Origin of the sequence: Amycolatopsis sp. CB00013 (genome assembly GCF_001905755.1) — a bacterium.
Classification (GTDB): domain Bacteria; phylum Actinomycetota; class Actinomycetes; order Mycobacteriales; family Pseudonocardiaceae; genus Amycolatopsis; species Amycolatopsis japonica.
On the sequence record NZ_LIWC01000003.1, the window covers coordinates 1,197,932 to 1,215,351 of the forward strand.

Genomic DNA, 17,420 nt, shown 5'->3' on the forward strand with positions numbered 1-17,420 from the left:
ATGGACCGGATGGTGGGAATGGCCACTCGAAGGGTTGACCGGACCGCGCGTAAGGACGGGGCCTCGTAAGACTGTCGGTGGTGCCCCATAGGCTTGTCGACGTGGCTGACCCGACCACCTACCGTCCCTCGCCGGGGAGCATCCCGGACGCCCCTGGCGTGTACAAATTTCGTGACGCCACGAAGAGGGTCATCTATGTCGGCAAGGCGAAAAGCCTCCGAAGCAGGCTGAACTCGTACTTCGCCGACATCACGGGCTTGCACCCGCGCACCCGCCAGATGGTGACGACGGCGGCGAGCGTCGAGTGGACCGTCGTGGGCACCGAGGTCGAGGCGCTCCAGCTCGAATACAACTGGATCAAGGAGTTCGACCCGCGGTTCAACGTCCGGTACCGCGACGACAAGAGCTACCCGGTCCTCGCCGTCACGATGAACGAGGAGTACCCGCGCCTGCACGTCTATCGCGGCGCGCGCAAGAAGGGCGTGCGGTACTTCGGGCCGTACGCGCACGCTTGGGCCATCCGCGAAACGCTCGATCTGCTGCTCCGCGTCTTCCCGGCGCGCACCTGCTCGGCGGGCGTCTTCAAACGGCACGGCCAGATCGGCAGGCCGTGCCTGCTCGGCTACATCGGGAAATGCTCCGCGCCGTGCGTCGGCAAGGTCTCCGCCGACGAGCACCGCGAGATCGTCGAGGACTTCTGCGACTTCCTCGCCGGCCGCACCGACGCGCTGATCCGCCGTCTGGAACAGGAAATGGCGGCAGCGTCCGAAGAGCTGGAGTTCGAGCGAGCCGCGCGGCTGCGTGACGATCTCGGCGCGCTGCGGCGCGCGATGGAGAAGCAGGCGGTCGTGCTCGGCGACGGCACCGACGCGGACGTCGTCGCCTTCGCCCACGACGAGCTCGAAGCCGCCGTCCAGGTCTTCCACGTACGAGGCGGCCGGGTCCGCGGGCAGCGCGGCTGGGTGATCGACAAGGCCGAAGAGATGGACGTGAAGGATCTCGTCGACCACTTCATCACGCAGTTCTACGGCGAACAGGCCGAACGCGCGGACGATCCCGACGGCGGCTCGCCGGTGCCGCGCGAGGTGCTCGTCCCCGAGCTGCCCGCCGACGCGGAAGCCCTGGGCGAATGGCTTTCCGGGCTGCGAGGGTCTCGGGTGAGCCTGCGGGTGCCGCAGCGCGGCGACAAACGCGCGCTCGCCGAAACCGTGACACGCAACGCAGGAGAGGCGTTCACCCAGCACAAACTGCGCCGCGCGGGCGACCTCACCGCGCGCTCGGCCGCGCTGGCGGAACTGCAGGACTACCTGGCGCTGGAAACCGCGCCACTGCGTATCGAATGCGTCGACATCAGCCATATCCAGGGCAGCGACGTGGTCGCCTCGCTCGTGGTGTTCGAGGACGGGATCCCGCGCAAGTCCGAGTACCGGCGCTTCGCCTTGCGTGAGGCCGCGGAGGAAGGCGACGTCGCGTCGATCGCCGAAGTCGTCCGCCGCCGGTTTTCCCGGTATCTCAAGGAAAACGCCGAAGGAGTCGATCCGGACCGGCCGGGCATCGACCCGGAGACCGGCAAACCGCGCAAGTTCGCCTACGCGCCGAATCTGCTCGTCGTCGACGGCGCGGGCCCGCAGGCCACCGCCGCCGCGGACGTGCTCTCCGAACTCGGCGTCACCGACATCGCCGTGGTCGGCTTGGCGAAGCGGCTGGAGGAGGTGTGGCTCCCGGGCGATCCCGATCCGGTGATCCTGCCGCGCACCTCCGACGCGTTGTATCTGTTGCAGCGGCTGCGCGACGAGGCGCACCGCTTCGCCATCCGGTACCACCGCGAGAAGCGGTCCAAGCGGATGCAGGTGTCCGCATTGGACGGTGTGCCGGGGCTGGGGCAGGCTCGTCGTACCGCGCTGATCAAGCATTTCGGCTCGGTGAAGAAACTCCGCGAAGCGCGGATAGAGGAGATCGAGGCGGTGCCCGGCTTCGGCAGGCGCACCGCCGAAGCGGTCGTCGCGGCACTCGCAGGGGAGACAGCCGCGGCGGCGGGGGAGTCCAGTACGTGATCGGTGAAGGGACCATTGTGAGTGCGCAAGAAGAAGGCCGCGGTTCCGGGATGGAGGTCGCGGTCGTGTCCGGTCTGTCCGGCGCCGGCCGCAGCACCGCCGCGAAATGCCTGGAGGACCTGGGCTGGTTCGTGGTGGACAACCTGCCGCCCGAGCTGATCGCGACCATGGTCGAGCTCGGCGCGCAGGCGCGGGGCGCGATCACCAAGGTCGCCGTGGTGATGGACGTGCGTTCGCGCGCGTTCACCGACGACCTGGCTTCGGTCATCAAGGACCTCGACGCCCGCGGGTACAAGCCGCGTGTCCTGTTCCTGGAGGCCACCGACGCGGTGCTGGTGCGCCGGTTCGAGGCCGTCCGCCGCGGCCACCCGATGCAGGGCGACGGCAGGCTCGCCGACGGCATCACCGCCGAGCGCACGCTGCTGGAGCCGCTACGGGAAGAGGCCGACCTCGTGCTCGACACGTCGTCGCTTTCGGTGCACGATCTGCGCGCCAAGATCGAGGACGCCTTCGGTTCCGAGGCGAGCACGCAGACCAGGGTCACCGTGCTGTCGTTCGGCTACAAGTACGGCCTGCCGATGGACGCCGACCTGGTGATGGACGTCCGCTTCCTGCCGAACCCGTTCTGGATCCCGGAACTGCGCGACCACACCGGTCTCGAGGGCGAGGTCCGCAACTACGTGCTCAGCCAGGAAGGCGCGGACGAGTTCCTCGACCGCTACCACCAGTTGCTGCGCCTGATCGGCGCGGGCTACAAACGTGAGGGCAAGCGGTATCTGACGCTGGCCGTCGGCTGCACCGGTGGAAAGCACCGCAGCGTCGCCATCTCCGAGGAGCTCGCCCAGCGTCTGTCCAATGAGGACGGTATGGCCGTGAAGGTGGTGCACCGCGACCTTGGCCGCGAGTAGCGCACCGCGCGCGGTGGCACTGGGCGGCGGGCACGGCCTGCACGCCACCCTCACCGCCTTGCGCCGGGTGACCTCGCAGGTCACCGCCGTGGTCACCGTCGCGGACGACGGGGGCTCGTCCGGCAGGCTGCGCCGGGAACTGGGGCTGCTGCCGCCGGGCGACCTGCGGCAGGCCTTCGCCGCGTTCGCCGCCGAAGACGGCGGGACGTTGTGGGCGGAGGTGTTCCAGCACCGCTTCGGCGGTGACGGCGCGCTCGCCGGGCACGCGGTCGGGAATCTGTTGCTGGCCGGGTTGTTCGAGGTACTCGGCGACCCGGTTGCCGCGCTCGACGAGGCGAGCAGGCTCATGGGCATCTCCGGCCGGGTCCTGCCGATGTCACCCGAACCGCTGGAGATCCAGGGCGAGGTTTCGGGGCTGGACGCCGAGAATCCCGAGGCGTTGCGGCGGATCCGCGGCCAGGTGGCGGTGGCGACGACCCCGGGGCAGGTGCACCGGATCAGTCTTCACCCGACCGGGCAGGCCGACCGCCCGCCGCGTGGCTGTGCCGAGGCGATCGAGGCCGTGCTCGACGCGGACGTGGTGTTCCTCGGTCCGGGTTCGTGGTTCACGAGTGTGCTGCCCCATCTGCTGGTGCCGGATCTGCACGACGCGTTGCTCCGAACGGACGCCACGAAGGTCGTGATCCTCAACCTGATCCCCCAACCGGGGGAGACGGCGGGGTTCTCGCCGGAGAAGCATTTGGACGTACTCTTCGAACACGCCCCGGAATTACGGGTGGACGCGGTCATCGCGGACCGGGACTCGGTGCCCTCACCAGCCCGGTTGCGGGACGCGGCCGGGAGACTGGGCGCGCGGGCGTTGCTGGGGGCGGTGGCTGACCCGGTCGTGACGGGGCGGCATGATCCTGATGCGCTCGCGGGCTGTATGCGAGACGCTCTCGGTCTCACCGGGGGAGGAGCTGAAGGTATGGAGGGGCAGTGATGGCGATGACCGCCGCCGTGAAGGACGAGCTGAGCCGGCTGGAGATCACCAAGATCGGCCCGCGCCGCGCGGAGGTCGCGTCGATGCTGCGATTCGCGGGTGGGCTGCACATCGTGGCCGGCCGCGTCGTGGTGGAGGCCGAACTCGACACCGGTTCGGTGGCGAGGCGGCTGCGCAAGGAGATCCACGAACTGTACGGACACCAGTCCGACGTGCACGTCATTTCCTCCAGCGGCTTGCGCAAGGGCACGCGGTACGTCGTCCGCGTGGTCAAGGACGGCGAGGGGCTCGCCCGGCAGACCGGCCTGATCGACCAGCGCGGCCGCCCGGTGCGCGGGCTGCCCGCCGCCGTCGTGTCCGGTGGCGTCGCCGACGCGGAAGCCGCCTGGCGCGGCGCGTTCCTGGCGCACGGTTCGCTCACCGAACCCGGTCGTTCGTCGTCGCTCGAGGTCACCTGTCCCGGTCCCGAGGCCGCGCTGGCGCTCGTCGGCGCCGCCCGGCGGATGGGCATCCAGGCCAAGTCGCGGGAGGTCCGCGGCGCGGACCGGGTCGTGGTGCGCGACGGTGACGCGATCGGCGCCCTGCTGACCCGGCTCGGCGCGCACACGAGCGTGCTCGCCTGGGAAGAGCGGCGGATGCGCCGCGAGGTGCGAGCCACCGCGAACCGGCTCGCGAACTTCGACGACGCCAACCTGCGGCGTTCGGCCCGCGCGGCCGTCGCGGCGGCGGCCAGGGTGGAGCGCGCGCTGGACATCCTCGGCGAATCCGCCCCGGAGCACCTGCTCGCCGCGGGCAAGCTGCGGCTGTCGAACCGGCAGGCCTCGCTGGAGGAACTGGGCCAGCTGTCCGATCCGCAGATGACCAAGGACGCCGTCGCCGGCCGGATCCGCCGCCTGCTGGCGATGGCCGACAAAAAGGCGAAGGAACAAGGCATTCCGGACACCGAATCGGCCGTCACCCCGGACATGCTGGAAGAAGACGAGGCCTGACCCACCCGCATTTAGTCCTCTGAATGCGGTACTTGCGTGTGCAAGGACCGCATCCAGAGGACTAAACGCGGTGTTCGCCGAAGACGTCGCAGGTGGCCGGGTCGCCGTCGAGGGCGGCGGTCGCGAGGAGCACCGCGCCCGAGGTCCACGTGGTGCGTTCGTCCGGCCAGAATTCCTCGTCCGCGAACTGATAGCCGGTCCAGTACGAGCCGTCGTCGTGGCGTAGCCGGGCGAGGCACGCGAGGAGTTCACCCGCGCGGGCACGATCGCCGCGAGTGGCGAGGGTGAGCGCCAGTTCGGCCGTCTCGCCGCCGGTGGCCCACGGCTCGTGGTGCACGCAGCGCACCCCCAGCCCGGGCTCGACGAACCGGTCCCAGCCCGCCGCCAGCCGCTCCGTCGCGTCGGCGCCGGTGACGACGGAGCCCAGAACCGGGTAGTACCAATCCATCGCGTGCGGTTTCGCGGCGAACAGCCCCGGCTCGCCGAGCAGGGCGGAACGCAGCCGGTGCGCCGCGACTCGCCATTGTGGACGGTCCAGCCCCCGCACGGAGGCGATCGCCAGCGCCTGCGTCAGCGCGTGGTGGATGCTGGCGCAGCCCGCGACCAGCCGGACCTCGGGATCGTCCCGCCAGGAGATGGCACCCGACGGCTGCTGTCGCCGCAGGACGGCGTCGACGGCCTTGTCCACGACCGGCCACATCCGGTCCAGCCAGGCGTGATCCCCGGTCCGCAGGAAGTGGTGCCTGGTCCCGACCGCGACGTACGCGGTGAAGTTCGTGTCCATAGTGGACAAGTCGACGCGGCCGTCGCGGTACCGGGCCGCCCAGGATCCGTCAGGGCGCTGGTTGCGGAGCAGCCATTCGTACGCGGCTTCGGCCTCGGACCCCAGCCCGGCGACGTCCAGTCCCATCGCGGCTTCGAGGTGATTCCACGGATCGAGGTGCCCGCCGGGCTCCCAGGGGATCCCGCCGTCCCGCCACTGCACGGCCGCGATGGTGGCGGCGGTGGCCTTCACGGTTTACGCGCGTAGACGACGAGGCTCTTGCCGAGCACCGGATTCAGCGCCCATTCGGCGAACCGCACCGGCCGGGGGCTCCGCATGATGTCCCAGACCAGGAACCGGTGGTACAGCGCGCAAAGTGGGTGCTCCTCGTCGGGGCCGACCGCGCATTTCAGCCACCAGTACGGCGAATGCAGGGCGTGCGCGTGATGGCCGCCGGTTGTCCGCAGCCCGGCCTCGGTGAGCTTGCCGAGCAGCTCGCGGCGCCGGTAGATCCGGATGTGCCCGCCTTCGACCTCGTGATACGCGTCCGAGAGCAGCCAGCAGATCCGCTCCGGCCACCAGCGCGGCACGGTCGCCACCAACCGTCCGCCCGGCGCCAGCACGCGGCTCGCCTCCGCGAGCACCGCGCGGTCGGCATGGATGTGTTCCAGGGTCTCGGCGACGATCACCCGGGTGAAGGAGCCGCTCGGGAACGGCAACCGCAGAGCGTCCGCGCGGACGGCCAGCGCCGAAGCCGTGTCAGGTGCTTCGCCCGCCTCGGCCAGGTTGGCGAACATGTCCCGCACGTGTTTGAGCGCGGTGTCGTCGAGGTCGGCGGCGACCACGTCCGCGCCGCGTTTGTAGGCCTCGTAGGCGTGGCGGCCGTCCCCGCAGCCGAGGTCGAGCACCCGGTCGCCGGGGCCGACGGGGAACCGGTCGAAATCGACGGTCAGCATTCCGCACGCTCCCGGCCGAGGACGCGCCGGTAGTGCGAGGCCGTCTCCTCAGCGGTGCGTCGCCAGCTCAGCCCGCCCGACGTCGCCAGGCCACGGGCCGCGAGGTCGGCGCGCAGGTGTTCGTCGCCGAGGACCTTGGTGAGCGCTTCCGCGAGGGCGGGGACGTCGCCCGGCGGCACCATGATCCCCGCGTCACCCACGACTTCGGGCAGCGCCCCGCCGGTCGTCGCGACGACCGGTGTCCCGCAGGCCATGGCCTCGGCCGCCGGCAGCGAGAACCCTTCGAACAACGAAGGTATGCAAGCGATTTCGGCCGAACACAACAGCCGCGCGAGTTCGTCGTCGGTCAGCCCGCTGACGAAGCGGACGTCGGCGCCGGGACCGAGCCGGGCGAGTGCCCGCGCCGCCGGCCCGTCGGGCTTCGGTTTGCCGACGATCACCAGTTCGCCTTCGATCCGGTCCCACGCCGCCAGCAGATGTTCGAGCCCCTTCAACGGTTCGTCCGCGCTCGCGGTGGCCACGACCCGGCCGGGGACGCGCGGGATCTCGGGCCGCGGCCGGAAGATCCGGGTGTCCGCGGCGAGCGGGACGACGTGGATCCGGTCGTCCGGAACACCCATCTCCCGGCTGATGGCCGCACGCGATGCCCGCGACACGGTCAGCGCGGGCAGCCTCCGTGCGACGCGGTGCTGCATCTCCACGAAGCCGTACCACCGCGCGACCCGCGCCGCCTCCCGTCCGCTGACGGTCGCGAGTTTCAGCGCCCGGTCCACGGCGATGGGATGGTGGATCGTGGCGAGCGTCGGCAGTCCACAGTGGAGCATCCCGTAGCCGAGTCCCTGGTTGTCGTGGACGATGTCGAACTCGCCCCGGCGCTTCGCGAGATGGCGCGCGGCACGCAGGGAGAACGCGAGGGGTTCGGGGAATCCGCCGCGGCGCATGCCGAGGAACTCCACCCACGACGGCAGGTCGCGCAGCTCGCGCGGCCGCGGGGTCCGGAAGGGGTTCGGCTCCGCGAACAGGTCGAGGCCCGGGATCTTCGTCAGCCGCACGCCCTCATCGACCTCCGGGTACGGAGGTCCGGACAGCACCTCGACGCGATGTCCCAGCGCGGCGAGTTCGCGGCTCAGATGCCGGACGTACACGCCCTGACCGCCGCTGCGCGGGTTTCCGCGGTAGGTCAGGAGCGCGATGCGCAGGGCGCTCACCGCTCACTCCCGCGCGCTCCAGTGATCGAGCTGCTCGCGGATCTTCCGGGTTTCGCCGTGCCGTTCGCCGCGGACCTCGACGGAATCGCCGAGCAGCAGGGTCCAGGTCGAGAGCGCCTCGGTGACCCGGCCCGCCTTGGCGAGGGCCAGCGCGAGGCCGAACCGGAGATCGAGAACGTCGGGATGCCGCTCATTCAGCCGTCCCGTCGCTTCGGCGAGGAGCCGCCGGTAGTCCGAAACGACGGGGGGGTGCTCGATTTCGGCGCTCCAGAACGCGATGTTGTGCCGCACGTGGCTGACGATCTCGTCGTCGCCCAGTGCCTGTTTCGCCTGCGGCAGCAGCTCCCGGGAGAGGCGCAGGGACTCCTCCCCGTTCCCGGTCTTGCCCGTCGCCACCGCGAGTAGGTGCCGGGCGTGCAGCGTCTCGCGATGATCGGCTCCGAGAGCGTGGGTGGCGTCCCGGACCAGGGCTTCGAACGCCGCCCGGGACTCTTCGAAGCGGCCGAGATCCATGAGGAGGTAGCCGATGTTGTGGCGAATGCTCAAGACCTCTTCGTCGCCACTCGACAGGGCGGCCGTGGCGATCGGCAGCAGCCCTTCGAACCGGGCGAGTGCTCCGGCGGCGTCGCCCGCCTTGCCGGTCCACGTCGCGTGCCGCGCCTTGCAGCGCAAGGTCATCCGGTCGGTGTCGCCGAGCTCCCGGGCCGCGCGGTTCGCCCAGGCCGCCCAGCGTTCCCGGTTCTCGACGGGGATGTGGGACGCCCGTCGCTCCAATGCGGCGAAGGCGTCTTCGTGGAGCCCGGCGAGCCAGAAGTGCTCGGCCTCGTTGGCCGCCGCGTAGCTCTGTTCCGGCGTCGGCTCGTCGTCTCCGGCCACGAGTGGCACCTCCGAGGTCGTCGCCGCCAGCCGGGCGCGCAGCCGGGCCGCCGCGTCGGGGGAGAGAACGGGCGGCTCCCCGGTCCACAGGACGGTTTCGTCGTCGAGACCCGCCCGCGTCCGGCTGACCGAGTCGCCGAGTCCGGCCAGGAAATCGCGGATGCGCACCCGCCGGTCCGGGCCGCCCGCCGCCGCGCTCGCCGCGGTGAGGATCGAGATCGGGATGGGCCCGCGGGAGGCGGCGAGACCCAGCAGTTCCAGCAGGACGGCGTGGCCGGGCCGCGGCGAGGCCACCGCACCGGTGCCCTGCTCGACGTCGGCGTCCTCCTGCGCGACGCTGATGAAGGTGACCGTCGAATCGCCGAGCCGGAGCATGTCACCGTGCGCCAGCCGGGCGCTCGGCACCCGCTGTCCGTTGACGAAGGTCCCGTTGGCGGAGTCGAGGTCCGTCAGCCACGCGTCCGTGCCGTCCCAGCGGATCTTGCAGTGGAGCCGCGACACCCGCGAGTCCCCGAGCCGGACCGCGGCGTTCCTGCTGCGGCCGAGTGTCGTGAGCCCGAAGGACAGTTCGTGGTGCGCGGGCGGCTGTCCGGGGACGTCGATGATCAGGGTGGCGGGGGTGATCCTCGGCGAGGTGGGCGAACCCGTGTCGTAGCCGGGCTCGCCGCCCCAGTCTCCGCTGTCCTCCGGTTCCTGCACCACGGGAGCCGGGTCGACGGCAGGCCGTCCCCAGCCGTCGGGCGGCTCGAAACCGCCCGCCATCACCAGACAGACCTCGACCGCGGGCGGAAGCCGCGCCGGATCCCGCGTGGTCGCGACCGTCTTGATCAGCGCCAGCTCCGGTGCCGTCGACAGGCTCCGGAGAAGACCGCACAGCCGGTCCCGGACATCGGGATCGAGGTCGTCGAGCCCGTCGATCGCGATCCGCACGGGGGCTCCGGTCCACTGTGGAGCGAGGGTTCGCAGCGGACCGAGCAGCGCCAGATCGAAAGCGCTCGCGCCGCTTCGGCCGGCGTCGTCGAGACCGGCGCGGTGCGCCTGCTCGGCGTCGGCGAAACCGGGCACGGTGCGCCGCAACTGACGGGCGAGTTCGCTCGCGAGCCGCTCGGCCGTGTCGCCACGGCTCGCGAACAGCACGGCGTGCAGGAAGTCGGGCGGCACATAGGATCCGGCCACCGACGGCCGGGCGAGCGCGGCGAGCATGGTCGACTTCCCCGCCCCCTCCTCGCCGGTGATCACGACCAGCCGGGCGCCGGTGAGCAGCTGCCCGACGATCTCGCCGAGTTTCGGATCCGGCTGGTAATGCGCGGTCAGCCGTTCGATCGTGGGCGCGGCCGGGTTGCCCGCCAGCGGCGAACGCCGCCAGGAGGGGGAGGAGTTCAGCGCGAGCCACAGCCCCTGGTCGGCCTCGGCGACCTCTCGGGTGCCGTCGAAACCCAGGTGGACGGCGGTCTGCGCCGGGCACAGGCCGGTGATCACGCGTTTGAGATCCGCGCACCGGACGCGTTCGCCGAACTCCGCGTGCCCCGTCCTCAGGACCGAGACCAGCGACCGGCTGAAACACCCGTTCGCGGCGACCCGGTCGTCCGAGGCGGTGAGCAGGTCGAACCGTTTGCCCGCCTCGCCGACGATCCGCAGCCAGCGCTGACCCGCCTGCCTCGCCCCGATACCGGCGTGGCAGGTGTCGAGCAGGATCACCAGCCCGTCGAGCATCGAGTAGCGGCCGAGGAGTTCCTTGATCCGCTGCGCGAACAGGAAGGAGCGGCGGCTGTCCACCGGCAACCCGGTGTCCTTGGTGAGGAAGTAGAAGTCGTCGTCGGCGTATTCGCCGTGCCCGACGAGTGAGAGGAAGAGCGTCGCCTCGTCTTCCGACGCGCGCTCGAAGGCTTCCACCAGCGCGTCGTCCAGCTCGACCATCGTCGGGTCGACGAGCAGGCCGCGACCGTCTTCGAGGGCGGGGACGCAGCCGCCGATCTCGGGGTCGAGCAGGGCCGTCGAGACCTGATGGCCCGCGTCGGGGAGGAACGAGAGAAGGTTCAGTGAGTCGCATTGCGACGCGACCACCAACGACCTCCGCTCTCCCACGGAGATCACTTTGTCTCATCGGGCGGCCACCGGCAAGGGCGGCCCGCGATACTGTGCGCCATGGCTCGGATCGTTCTGGTGCACGGCATCGCCCAGGAACAGAAGTCCGCGGACACGCTCGAGGCGGAATGGCTGCCGAGCCTGGCTGGCGGTATCCGGCTCGCCGGTGACGCCGCGCTGGCCGACACCCTGTGGCGCGACGCCCGGCCCGGTGACGCGCGGATGGCCTTCTACGGTGACCTTTTCCTCAAGGACGGCCAGCAGGGCGGCGCGGACGAACTCACCCCGGACGAGTGGGCGCTCGCCGAAGCGCTGGCGGCGGAATGGCTCCGGAACGCGGCTTCTTCGGCGTCCCGCGAGGCGGACCGGAACCGGGCGAAGACCGAACTGGAGCTGCTCGGCGGTCCGGCGGGGGAGACCCAGGGCGTGCGCGCGGCCGCCCGCCCGGTGCTGAACGCGCTGGTACGGCTGAAACCGTTCGCGCGGCTCGGGGTGGCGTTCGCCGAACGAGTGGTGGTCAAGGCACTCAAGCAGGTGACGCTGTACCTCACCGACGAGACGATCCGGGAACGCGTGCAGGCCCGCGTCGCCGAGCACATCGGGCCGGAGACCGAGGCGATCATCGGGCATTCCCTCGGTTCCGTCGTCGCCTATGAGGCCGCCCATCTGCACGGCCGTCCGTTGCCGCTGCTGCTCACCCTCGGCTCCCCGCTGGGCCTGCGCACGGTGGTCTACGAACGGACCCGCCCGCAGCCGCCGTCCGTCCCGCCCGGCGTCGCGAGCTGGGTCAACCTGGCCGACCGGGACGACCTCGTCGCCGCCCGGCCCGACCTCAGCGGGCTGTTCCCCGGCGCCGACGGGGTCCTGGACAGCGGCTATACGGTCGACAACGGGGCGAAGCCGCACGAGGCGGCGTTCTATCTCGCCAAGCGACGGACGGGTGAGGCCCTCTCCCGGGCGTTAACCTCCGGCGGGCAGGCGTAACGCGGCGGTTTCCGCGGCGACGACGGATGGAAACAGCTTCCCTCGAAGCTCACCGGTGAGGTGATCTTCGAGGGAAGGGGTAGCCATGCGGGTATCGGCGGAGGTCGGCACGTGGCTCGCGCGGCGCAGCAGCCGGGCGGGTGACTGGTGGGCGGCGGAGCTGGTCGCCGCCAAACGCGGGACGCGGGTTTCGGTGGTGATCCCGGCTCGCGACGAGGCGGAGACGGTGGGCGCGATCGTCGGCACCATCCGGTGCGAACTCGTCGAACGCTTCCCCCTGGTGGACGAGATCCTGGTGGTGGACAGCCATTCCACGGACGCGACCGCCGAGGTCGCCGCGGCGGCCGGGGCGGACGTCGTCGCGCAGGACGCGGTGTTCCCGGAACTGGAAAGCCTGACGGGCAAGGGGGAAGCGCTCTGGAAGGGGGTCGCCGAAACCAGCGGGGACCTCATCGTCTTCGTCGACGGCGACCTCCGCGATTTCACCGCGGACTACGTGACCGGACTGCTCGGGCCGCTGCTGACCGACCCGGCGATCGCCTACGTCAAAGGGTTCTACCACCGTCCGCTCGCCGGGGCGGCGGGCGTCGAACCCGACGGCGGCGGCCGGGTCACCGAACTCGTCGCCCGTCCGCTGCTCAACATGTACTGGCCGGAACTGGCCGGCTTCGTCCAGCCGCTGGCCGGCGAGTACGCGGGACGGCGCGACGTGCTCGAAGGCATCCCGTTCGTCACGCATTACGGCGTTGAGGTCGGCCATCTGATCGACCTGCTCGAACTGCACGGGCTCGACGCGCTCGCGCAGGTCGACCTCGGCCACCGGACCCACCGGCATCAGAGCACCCAGGCACTCGGCCGGATGGCCGCGCAGATCATGCTGACCCTGATGGACCGGCTGGAGCGCGGCGGCCGGGTGATCTCCGCGGCGCCGCCGTCGACGTCGCTCGCCCAGTTCCGGCGCGGCGCGGGGGAGGCCGTCGAGCGGGAACTCGTGCTCACCGACGTGACCCTCACCCAGCGGCCGCCGCTGGAGAGCCTCCCGCCGGAGATCCGCCCGGAGAACTCACCCGCGTTGCGCAGGAGCGCTTAGCGCCTCCTTGGGCCGCCAGCCCGGCGGGCCGAACACGTAACCGAGTTTGTCCCGCCACGAGCCGGCCGCGCGGACGTCGCGCAGGATCGAGCCGTATTCGTAAAAGCCGACCTTGAGCAGGTTGTAGGACTCGACGTTCTTGGTCAGCCCGTAGGTCGGGCGTTTGCCCTCCGGCACGAAACTGCCGAACATCCGGTCCCAGATGATCAGGATGCCGCCGTAGTTCGCGTCCAGGTACTCCTGGTCGCTGCCGTGGTGCACCCGATGGTGTGAAGGCGTGTTGAACACGTACTCGAACCAGCGCGGCAGCTTCCGGATCTTCTCGGTGTGCACGAAGAACTGGTAGACGAGGTCGATCGACAGTCCGGTCAGGATCATCCACGGTGGGATGCCCGCCAGGGCGAGGATCGACCAGAACGGCAGCTGGAAGTACGGGGTCCACTTCTGCCGCAACGCCGTCGAGAAGTTGTAGTGCTCGCTCGAATGGTGCACCTGGTGACCCGCCCACATGAGCCGGACGCGGTGGCTCGCGCGGTGGTAGGCGTAGAAGACGATCTCCTGGCCCAGCAGCATCAGGACCCAGGTCCACCAGTCGTGCGGGCTGAACTTCACCGGCGCGAGTTCGTAGAGCGCGGCGAACACGAACAGCATGGCGATGCGGAAGACGCCGTTGATCACCACCGCCACCGCACCCATGGACATGCTGGTGCGGGTGTCCTTGACGCTGTAGCCGATGACGTTGTCGTCGTGTCCCAGCACGTGCAGCGCGAGGATCTCGATCGCGACGAACAGCAGGAACACCGGCGTCGCCATCAGCACCGGGTCACTCAGATGGGCAAGAAAATCCGCCACCGCACCTCTCCCTGTCTCGCCCCCGGTTATCTGACCATCAGGTAACTTACCCTAGGGTCATTTACCTCAGGGTAAGATAACCGCCGTGACAGAAGCAAGGGCCGTCGGCACGAAGGGGGTGCCCCGCGAGGAGCGGGAGTCCCAGATCGTGCGCGCCGGGACGGAGGAGTTCGGCAAGAACGGGTACGCCGGGGCGTCGATGGTGGAGATCGCCCGCCGGGTCGGCGTCACGAAACCCTTGCTGTACCAGTACTTCGGCTCGAAGGACGGGCTGTACCTCGCCTGCCTGCACCGGGCGGGGGACAGGCTGACCGAAGGCGTCGCCGAGACGATGGCGGAGGAGGGCGAGCCGCCGGAACGGATGCCGCTCGCGGTGCTCTCGGCCATCTTCGAGACGTTCGACAACGACCGGTACGCCTGGAAGCTGCTCCGCGACCCGACGGTGCCCTCGACCGGTGAGATCGCCGGTGTCGCGGTCGACTACCGCTACCGGCTCGACGGCTTCGCGCTGGTCGGCGCCGCCCAGCTGATGCACTCGCGCGGACTGGACGACGATCGCGACATCGAGGCGATCGCCCAGGTGTGGACCGGCGTGGTCGACTCGCTGATCAGCTGGTGGATCGACCAGCCGGATCAGGACGCCGCGGCGATGACCGAGCGCTGCGCGCGGATCATGCGGAACCTGTTCGGCTGGTGAGCGATCGCGGTCTCGACTGTCCACAAGGGACGTTGATCCCGGTGCGGTCGTGTCGCGAAAGCCACTTTCGGGACATCACACGTCGCGAAAGTGGCTTTCGCGACACGCGCCGGACCGCCGACGGTGTCCCGAGTGCCTGGTGAAGCCGCATGCGGGCGCCGAAGCCTGCCGGCCGCACGAAAACGCCACCCCGCCAGGAAATCCCGGACGGGGTGGCGTTCCTCCAGTCACACTGGATACGGTCGGGGTGCCCGGCGCCGCTCCGGACACCCCGGCCGTGCTCAGGACGCGGCGCTGGATTTGCCGCGTAGCTTGACGTTGGCCGTCGAAGCGTTCTTGATGGCCGTTTCGATCTGCGCCATCGTCGAGGACGAGGACACGCCCGGCACCGTCGCCGACTTCAGCGCGTAGAGCGTGAACGTGTAGGGATGGCTGGAGCCGCCGGGGCAGGGGCCGAAGTACTTCTGCGAGTTCGCCCCGCTGCCCATGGCCTTCTGCTTGGCGCCGTTCTGGTTCGGGACGGTGTAGCCCGAACCCAGGCCTTCCGGCAGTGAAGCCGCCGACGCCGGGATGTCCCAGATCGCCCAGTGCAATTTGTTGCCGTTGTTGGCCACGTCGGCGAAGACGATCGCGTACCCCTTGGCGCCCGTGGTCCCGGCGCTCCACGCCAGCGGCGGCGAGGTGTCCTGCCCCGCGGTGCCGTCACCGGCGCAGGTGAACTTGTCCGGGATGGACGCGTTGTCGGCGAACGCGGAACTGGTCAGCTTGAACGCCCCCGGCTGCGAGCCGCCGGGGAACTTCAGCCGCACCACCACGTTGTCGATCACGCTCGGTGTGCCGCCGTTCTTGTCCGCGTTGGTCGAGGTGACCCACAGCCCGCCGTCCGGTGTCTTGGTGACCGAGCGGAGCCTGCCCCAGCGGCCGGAGAACAGCGACTGCACCGGACCGACGCCGTTGCCCGCCGCGTTGATCTGCGTGGCGAAGAGCTGCTGGCTGGTGACCGCCGCGACGTAGATCCAGTCGTTGACGATCTCGATCCCGCTCGGCCCGCCGGAACTGGTCGGCCACGTCTTCTTCGGCGCGACCGTGCCGCCGCAGGATCCTTCGGTGCCTTCGCACTGGGGCCAGCCGAAGTTGCCGCCCTTCTGGATCAGGTTGAGCTCGTCGAGCTTGCCGTCGCCGAACTCCGACGCCCACAGCTGACCGCGCGAATCCCAGGCCAGGCCCTGCGGGTTGCGGTGCCCGAAGCTCCAGACGTAGCGGGCGTTGCCACCGGTGGAGAAGAACGGATTGTCGCTCGGCGCCGAACCGTCGGGGTCGACCCGCAGGATCTTCCCGTTGAGCGAGCCCTTGTTCTGCGCGGTGTCCTTGTTCTGCCCGTCGCCGACGGTGGCGTAGAGCTTGCCGTCCGGACCGAACCGCAGCCTTCCGCCGTTGTGGTAACGGTTCTTGGCGATCCCGGTGAGCACCGGCGTCGACGACGAGGACAGCTTTCCGTTGTCGTAGGTCATCTTCACGATCCGGTTGTCGCCGGACGCGGTGTGGTACAGGTAGATCGCGTGATCGGTGGCGTAGTTCGGCGAGATCGCGATACCGAGCAGTCCGCCCTCGCCGTTGGTGCCGACCGCGCCGGGGACCTTGCCGACCGTCGTCTTCTCGCCCGACGGCGTGATCCGCAGGATCTCGAACCGGTCCCGTTCGGTCGCCAGCGCCGTGCCGTCCGGCAGGAAATCGACGGACCAGGCGAGGTCCGCCTTCGTGATGTCCTTGTCGTACTCGGGAATCCCGCCGCCCGCGGCGCCGCTCGTCTTCGCGGTCAGCGCGTTGCTCGCGGCCGAAGCGTTGCCGTCGAGGTCACGGGCCTTCACCGTGAACGTGTACGACGTGTTCGCCGTCAGGCCGGTGACCGTGGCTTCGAGAGACGGCGTCGTCGCGACCTTCGTGGTGCCCTGGTACACGTCGTAACCGGCGATGGTGCCGCTGTCGTCCGTGGAAGCGTTCCACGCCAAGGAAACGCTGTTCGCGGTCACCGACGTCGAGCGCAGGTTCCCCGGCACCGTCGGGGGTGTGGTGTCCCCGCTGGACGGCGTGGTGAACTGGACGACATTGCTTTGCTGCGAAGGGTTCCCGGCCGCGTCGAAGGCGCCGACCGAGATGTCGTAGGCCGTGTTCGGCTGCAGGTTGTCGACGGTCGTGGTGAGCGTGTTCCCGTCGACGGACTTGAGGACGTTGCCGCCGCGCATGACGTCGTAGCGGACCACGCCGACGTTGTCGGTCGCGGCTTCCCAGGTGAACGTGGCACTGCGGGCCTTGATGTCCTTGGCGGCCAGGTTCTTCGGCGGCGTCGGCGCTTCGGCGTCGGTCACTCCGCTCGCGGTGAGCTTGTCCGCGTTGGGGCCGCCGTTCGCGGTGGTGGCGGTGGTGCGGATCTTGTTGGCCCCGGCCGCCAGCGCGACGTCCTTCGTGACGGTCTTCCAGGTGGTCCACGCGCCGGTGCCGGGGAACGACAGCGTCCCGGCCGCGGTGCCGTTGACACTGAGGGAAACCGGCCGGTCGATCGTGGTTCCGTTGGCATAGCGGAAGGTCAGCGTCTGGGTTCCGGCCTGCGCGGCGTTCACCGTGTACTCGACATAGCTGCCGACGACGTTGTCGAAGTTCACGAACCCGGTGCCGGAGAAGCCCGCGTGGTTCTTTTCGACGGCGCCTTGGGAGATCGTGGCGGCTTCGGACTCGTGATCGGTCGGTGCCGCGCCGGCGGGCGTAGCCGGCAGGACGGCGACGGTCATCGCCGTCGCGGCGGCACACGTGAGCAGCGCGCGCCACGGTGGTCGGGGTGCCACTGGAGCCTCCATACGTGAAGTTCGGGGGTCGGGAGGTACAACGGCGGACCGGGCGGGGCCCGGCGGGGAAGGTGGAGTTTTAGTTAGGAAACTTTCCTATCTATGGTTCAGATCACACACCAGTGGGTGCTTCGTG

General features: G+C 70.1%; 13 protein-coding genes. 7 read left to right on the top strand and 6 right to left on the bottom strand.

What is annotated here, in order from left to right:
- Positions 1 to 101: 101 nt before the first annotated feature.
- From uvrC to whiA, 4 genes are read left to right on the top strand one after another with little or no spacing between them, the layout of a single operon-like run.
- Positions 102 to 2,054 (top strand): excinuclease ABC subunit UvrC, encoded by a 1,953-nt coding sequence (gene uvrC / locus AMK34_RS25240; protein WP_073846985.1) that lies wholly within the window; start codon positions 102 to 104, stop codon positions 2,052 to 2,054.
- A 50-nt stretch (positions 2,055 to 2,104) separates the two neighbouring features.
- Positions 2,105 to 2,962, top strand: coding sequence for an RNase adapter RapZ (gene rapZ / locus AMK34_RS25245; protein ID WP_034311885.1), 858 nt, complete (start codon positions 2,105 to 2,107; stop codon positions 2,960 to 2,962).
- Positions 2,949 to 3,944 (top strand): gluconeogenesis factor YvcK family protein, encoded by a 996-nt coding sequence (locus AMK34_RS25250; protein WP_073846986.1) that lies wholly within the window; start codon positions 2,949 to 2,951, stop codon positions 3,942 to 3,944. The genes rapZ and AMK34_RS25250 overlap by 14 nt, the downstream gene beginning before the upstream one ends.
- A complete protein-coding gene (gene whiA, locus AMK34_RS25255; RefSeq protein ID WP_005152315.1) occupies positions 3,944 to 4,933 on the top strand; it encodes a DNA-binding protein WhiA in 990 nt (329 codons plus the stop codon). Before AMK34_RS25250 ends, whiA begins: the two co-directional genes overlap by 1 nt.
- A gap of 61 nt (positions 4,934 to 4,994) precedes the next feature.
- Here whiA and AMK34_RS25260 read toward each other — a convergent pair whose 3' ends face one another.
- Genes AMK34_RS25260 through AMK34_RS25275 form a run of 4 tightly spaced genes read right to left on the bottom strand, consistent with a single transcriptional unit; the run spans position 4,995 to position 10,800 of the window.
- Positions 4,995 to 5,948, bottom strand: coding sequence for a prenyltransferase/squalene oxidase repeat-containing protein (locus AMK34_RS25260; RefSeq protein WP_073846987.1), 954 nt, complete (start codon positions 5,946 to 5,948; stop codon positions 4,995 to 4,997).
- Positions 5,945 to 6,652 carry a class I SAM-dependent methyltransferase gene (locus tag AMK34_RS25265; RefSeq protein WP_073846988.1) on the bottom strand — a complete coding sequence of 236 codons (708 nt, stop codon included), beginning with the start codon at positions 6,650 to 6,652 and terminating at the stop codon, positions 5,945 to 5,947. The genes AMK34_RS25260 and AMK34_RS25265 overlap by 4 nt, the downstream gene beginning before the upstream one ends.
- Complete coding sequence (locus tag AMK34_RS25270) at positions 6,646 to 7,860, bottom strand: glycosyltransferase family 4 protein (protein WP_073846989.1); 1,215 nt, start codon at positions 7,858 to 7,860, stop codon at positions 6,646 to 6,648. Before AMK34_RS25270 ends, AMK34_RS25265 begins: the two co-directional genes overlap by 7 nt.
- A gap of 3 nt (positions 7,861 to 7,863) precedes the next feature.
- Positions 7,864 to 10,800, bottom strand: coding sequence for an FHA domain-containing protein (locus tag AMK34_RS25275; protein WP_443111214.1), 2,937 nt, complete (start codon positions 10,798 to 10,800; stop codon positions 7,864 to 7,866).
- A gap of 81 nt (positions 10,801 to 10,881) precedes the next feature.
- On the opposite strand from AMK34_RS25275, the gene AMK34_RS25280 reads away from it, so the two are divergent.
- Together AMK34_RS25280 and AMK34_RS25285 are read left to right on the top strand one after the other, a co-directional pair.
- On the top strand, positions 10,882 to 11,805 hold the full coding sequence (locus AMK34_RS25280; RefSeq protein ID WP_073846990.1) for a hypothetical protein: 924 nt from the start codon (positions 10,882 to 10,884) through the stop codon (positions 11,803 to 11,805).
- Between the two features lie 85 nt (positions 11,806 to 11,890).
- On the top strand, positions 11,891 to 12,895 hold the full coding sequence (locus AMK34_RS25285; RefSeq protein WP_073846991.1) for a glucosyl-3-phosphoglycerate synthase: 1,005 nt from the start codon (positions 11,891 to 11,893) through the stop codon (positions 12,893 to 12,895).
- Here AMK34_RS25285 and AMK34_RS25290 read toward each other — a convergent pair.
- On the bottom strand, positions 12,869 to 13,747 hold the full coding sequence (locus AMK34_RS25290; protein ID WP_073846992.1) for a sterol desaturase family protein: 879 nt from the start codon (positions 13,745 to 13,747) through the stop codon (positions 12,869 to 12,871). The genes AMK34_RS25285 and AMK34_RS25290 overlap by 27 nt on opposite strands.
- Positions 13,748 to 13,832: 85 nt before the next feature.
- On the opposite strand from AMK34_RS25290, the gene AMK34_RS25295 reads away from it, so the two are divergent.
- Positions 13,833 to 14,444 carry a TetR/AcrR family transcriptional regulator gene (locus tag AMK34_RS25295; RefSeq protein WP_241832847.1) on the top strand — a complete coding sequence of 204 codons (612 nt, stop codon included), beginning with the start codon at positions 13,833 to 13,835 and terminating at the stop codon, positions 14,442 to 14,444.
- A 281-nt stretch (positions 14,445 to 14,725) separates the two neighbouring features.
- Here the strand turns inward: AMK34_RS25295 and AMK34_RS25300 are convergent, their stop codons facing one another.
- Positions 14,726 to 17,230: a YbhB/YbcL family Raf kinase inhibitor-like protein gene (locus AMK34_RS25300; protein ID WP_143202605.1), complete on the bottom strand. Its 2,505-nt coding sequence runs from the start codon at positions 17,228 to 17,230 to the stop codon at positions 14,726 to 14,728.
- Between the last annotated feature and the right edge of the window lie 190 nt (positions 17,231 to 17,420).

Excerpts from the sequence above, each read along its gene's own strand:
- rapZ (WP_034311885.1), top strand. The coding sequence starts at position 2,105 with ATGGAGGTCGCGGTCGTGTCCGGTCTGTCCGGCGCCGGCCGCAGCACC.
- whiA (WP_005152315.1), top strand. The coding sequence starts at position 3,944 with ATGGCGATGACCGCCGCCGTGAAGGACGAGCTGAGCCGGCTGGAGATC.
- AMK34_RS25265 (WP_073846988.1), bottom strand. The coding sequence starts at position 6,652 with ATGCTGACCGTCGATTTCGACCGGTTCCCCGTCGGCCCCGGCGACCGG.
- AMK34_RS25280 (WP_073846990.1), top strand. The coding sequence starts at position 10,882 with ATGGCTCGGATCGTTCTGGTGCACGGCATCGCCCAGGAACAGAAGTCC.
- AMK34_RS25285 (WP_073846991.1), top strand. The coding sequence starts at position 11,891 with ATGCGGGTATCGGCGGAGGTCGGCACGTGGCTCGCGCGGCGCAGCAGC.
- AMK34_RS25300 (WP_143202605.1), bottom strand. The coding sequence starts at position 17,230 with ATGACCGTCGCCGTCCTGCCGGCTACGCCCGCCGGCGCGGCACCGACC.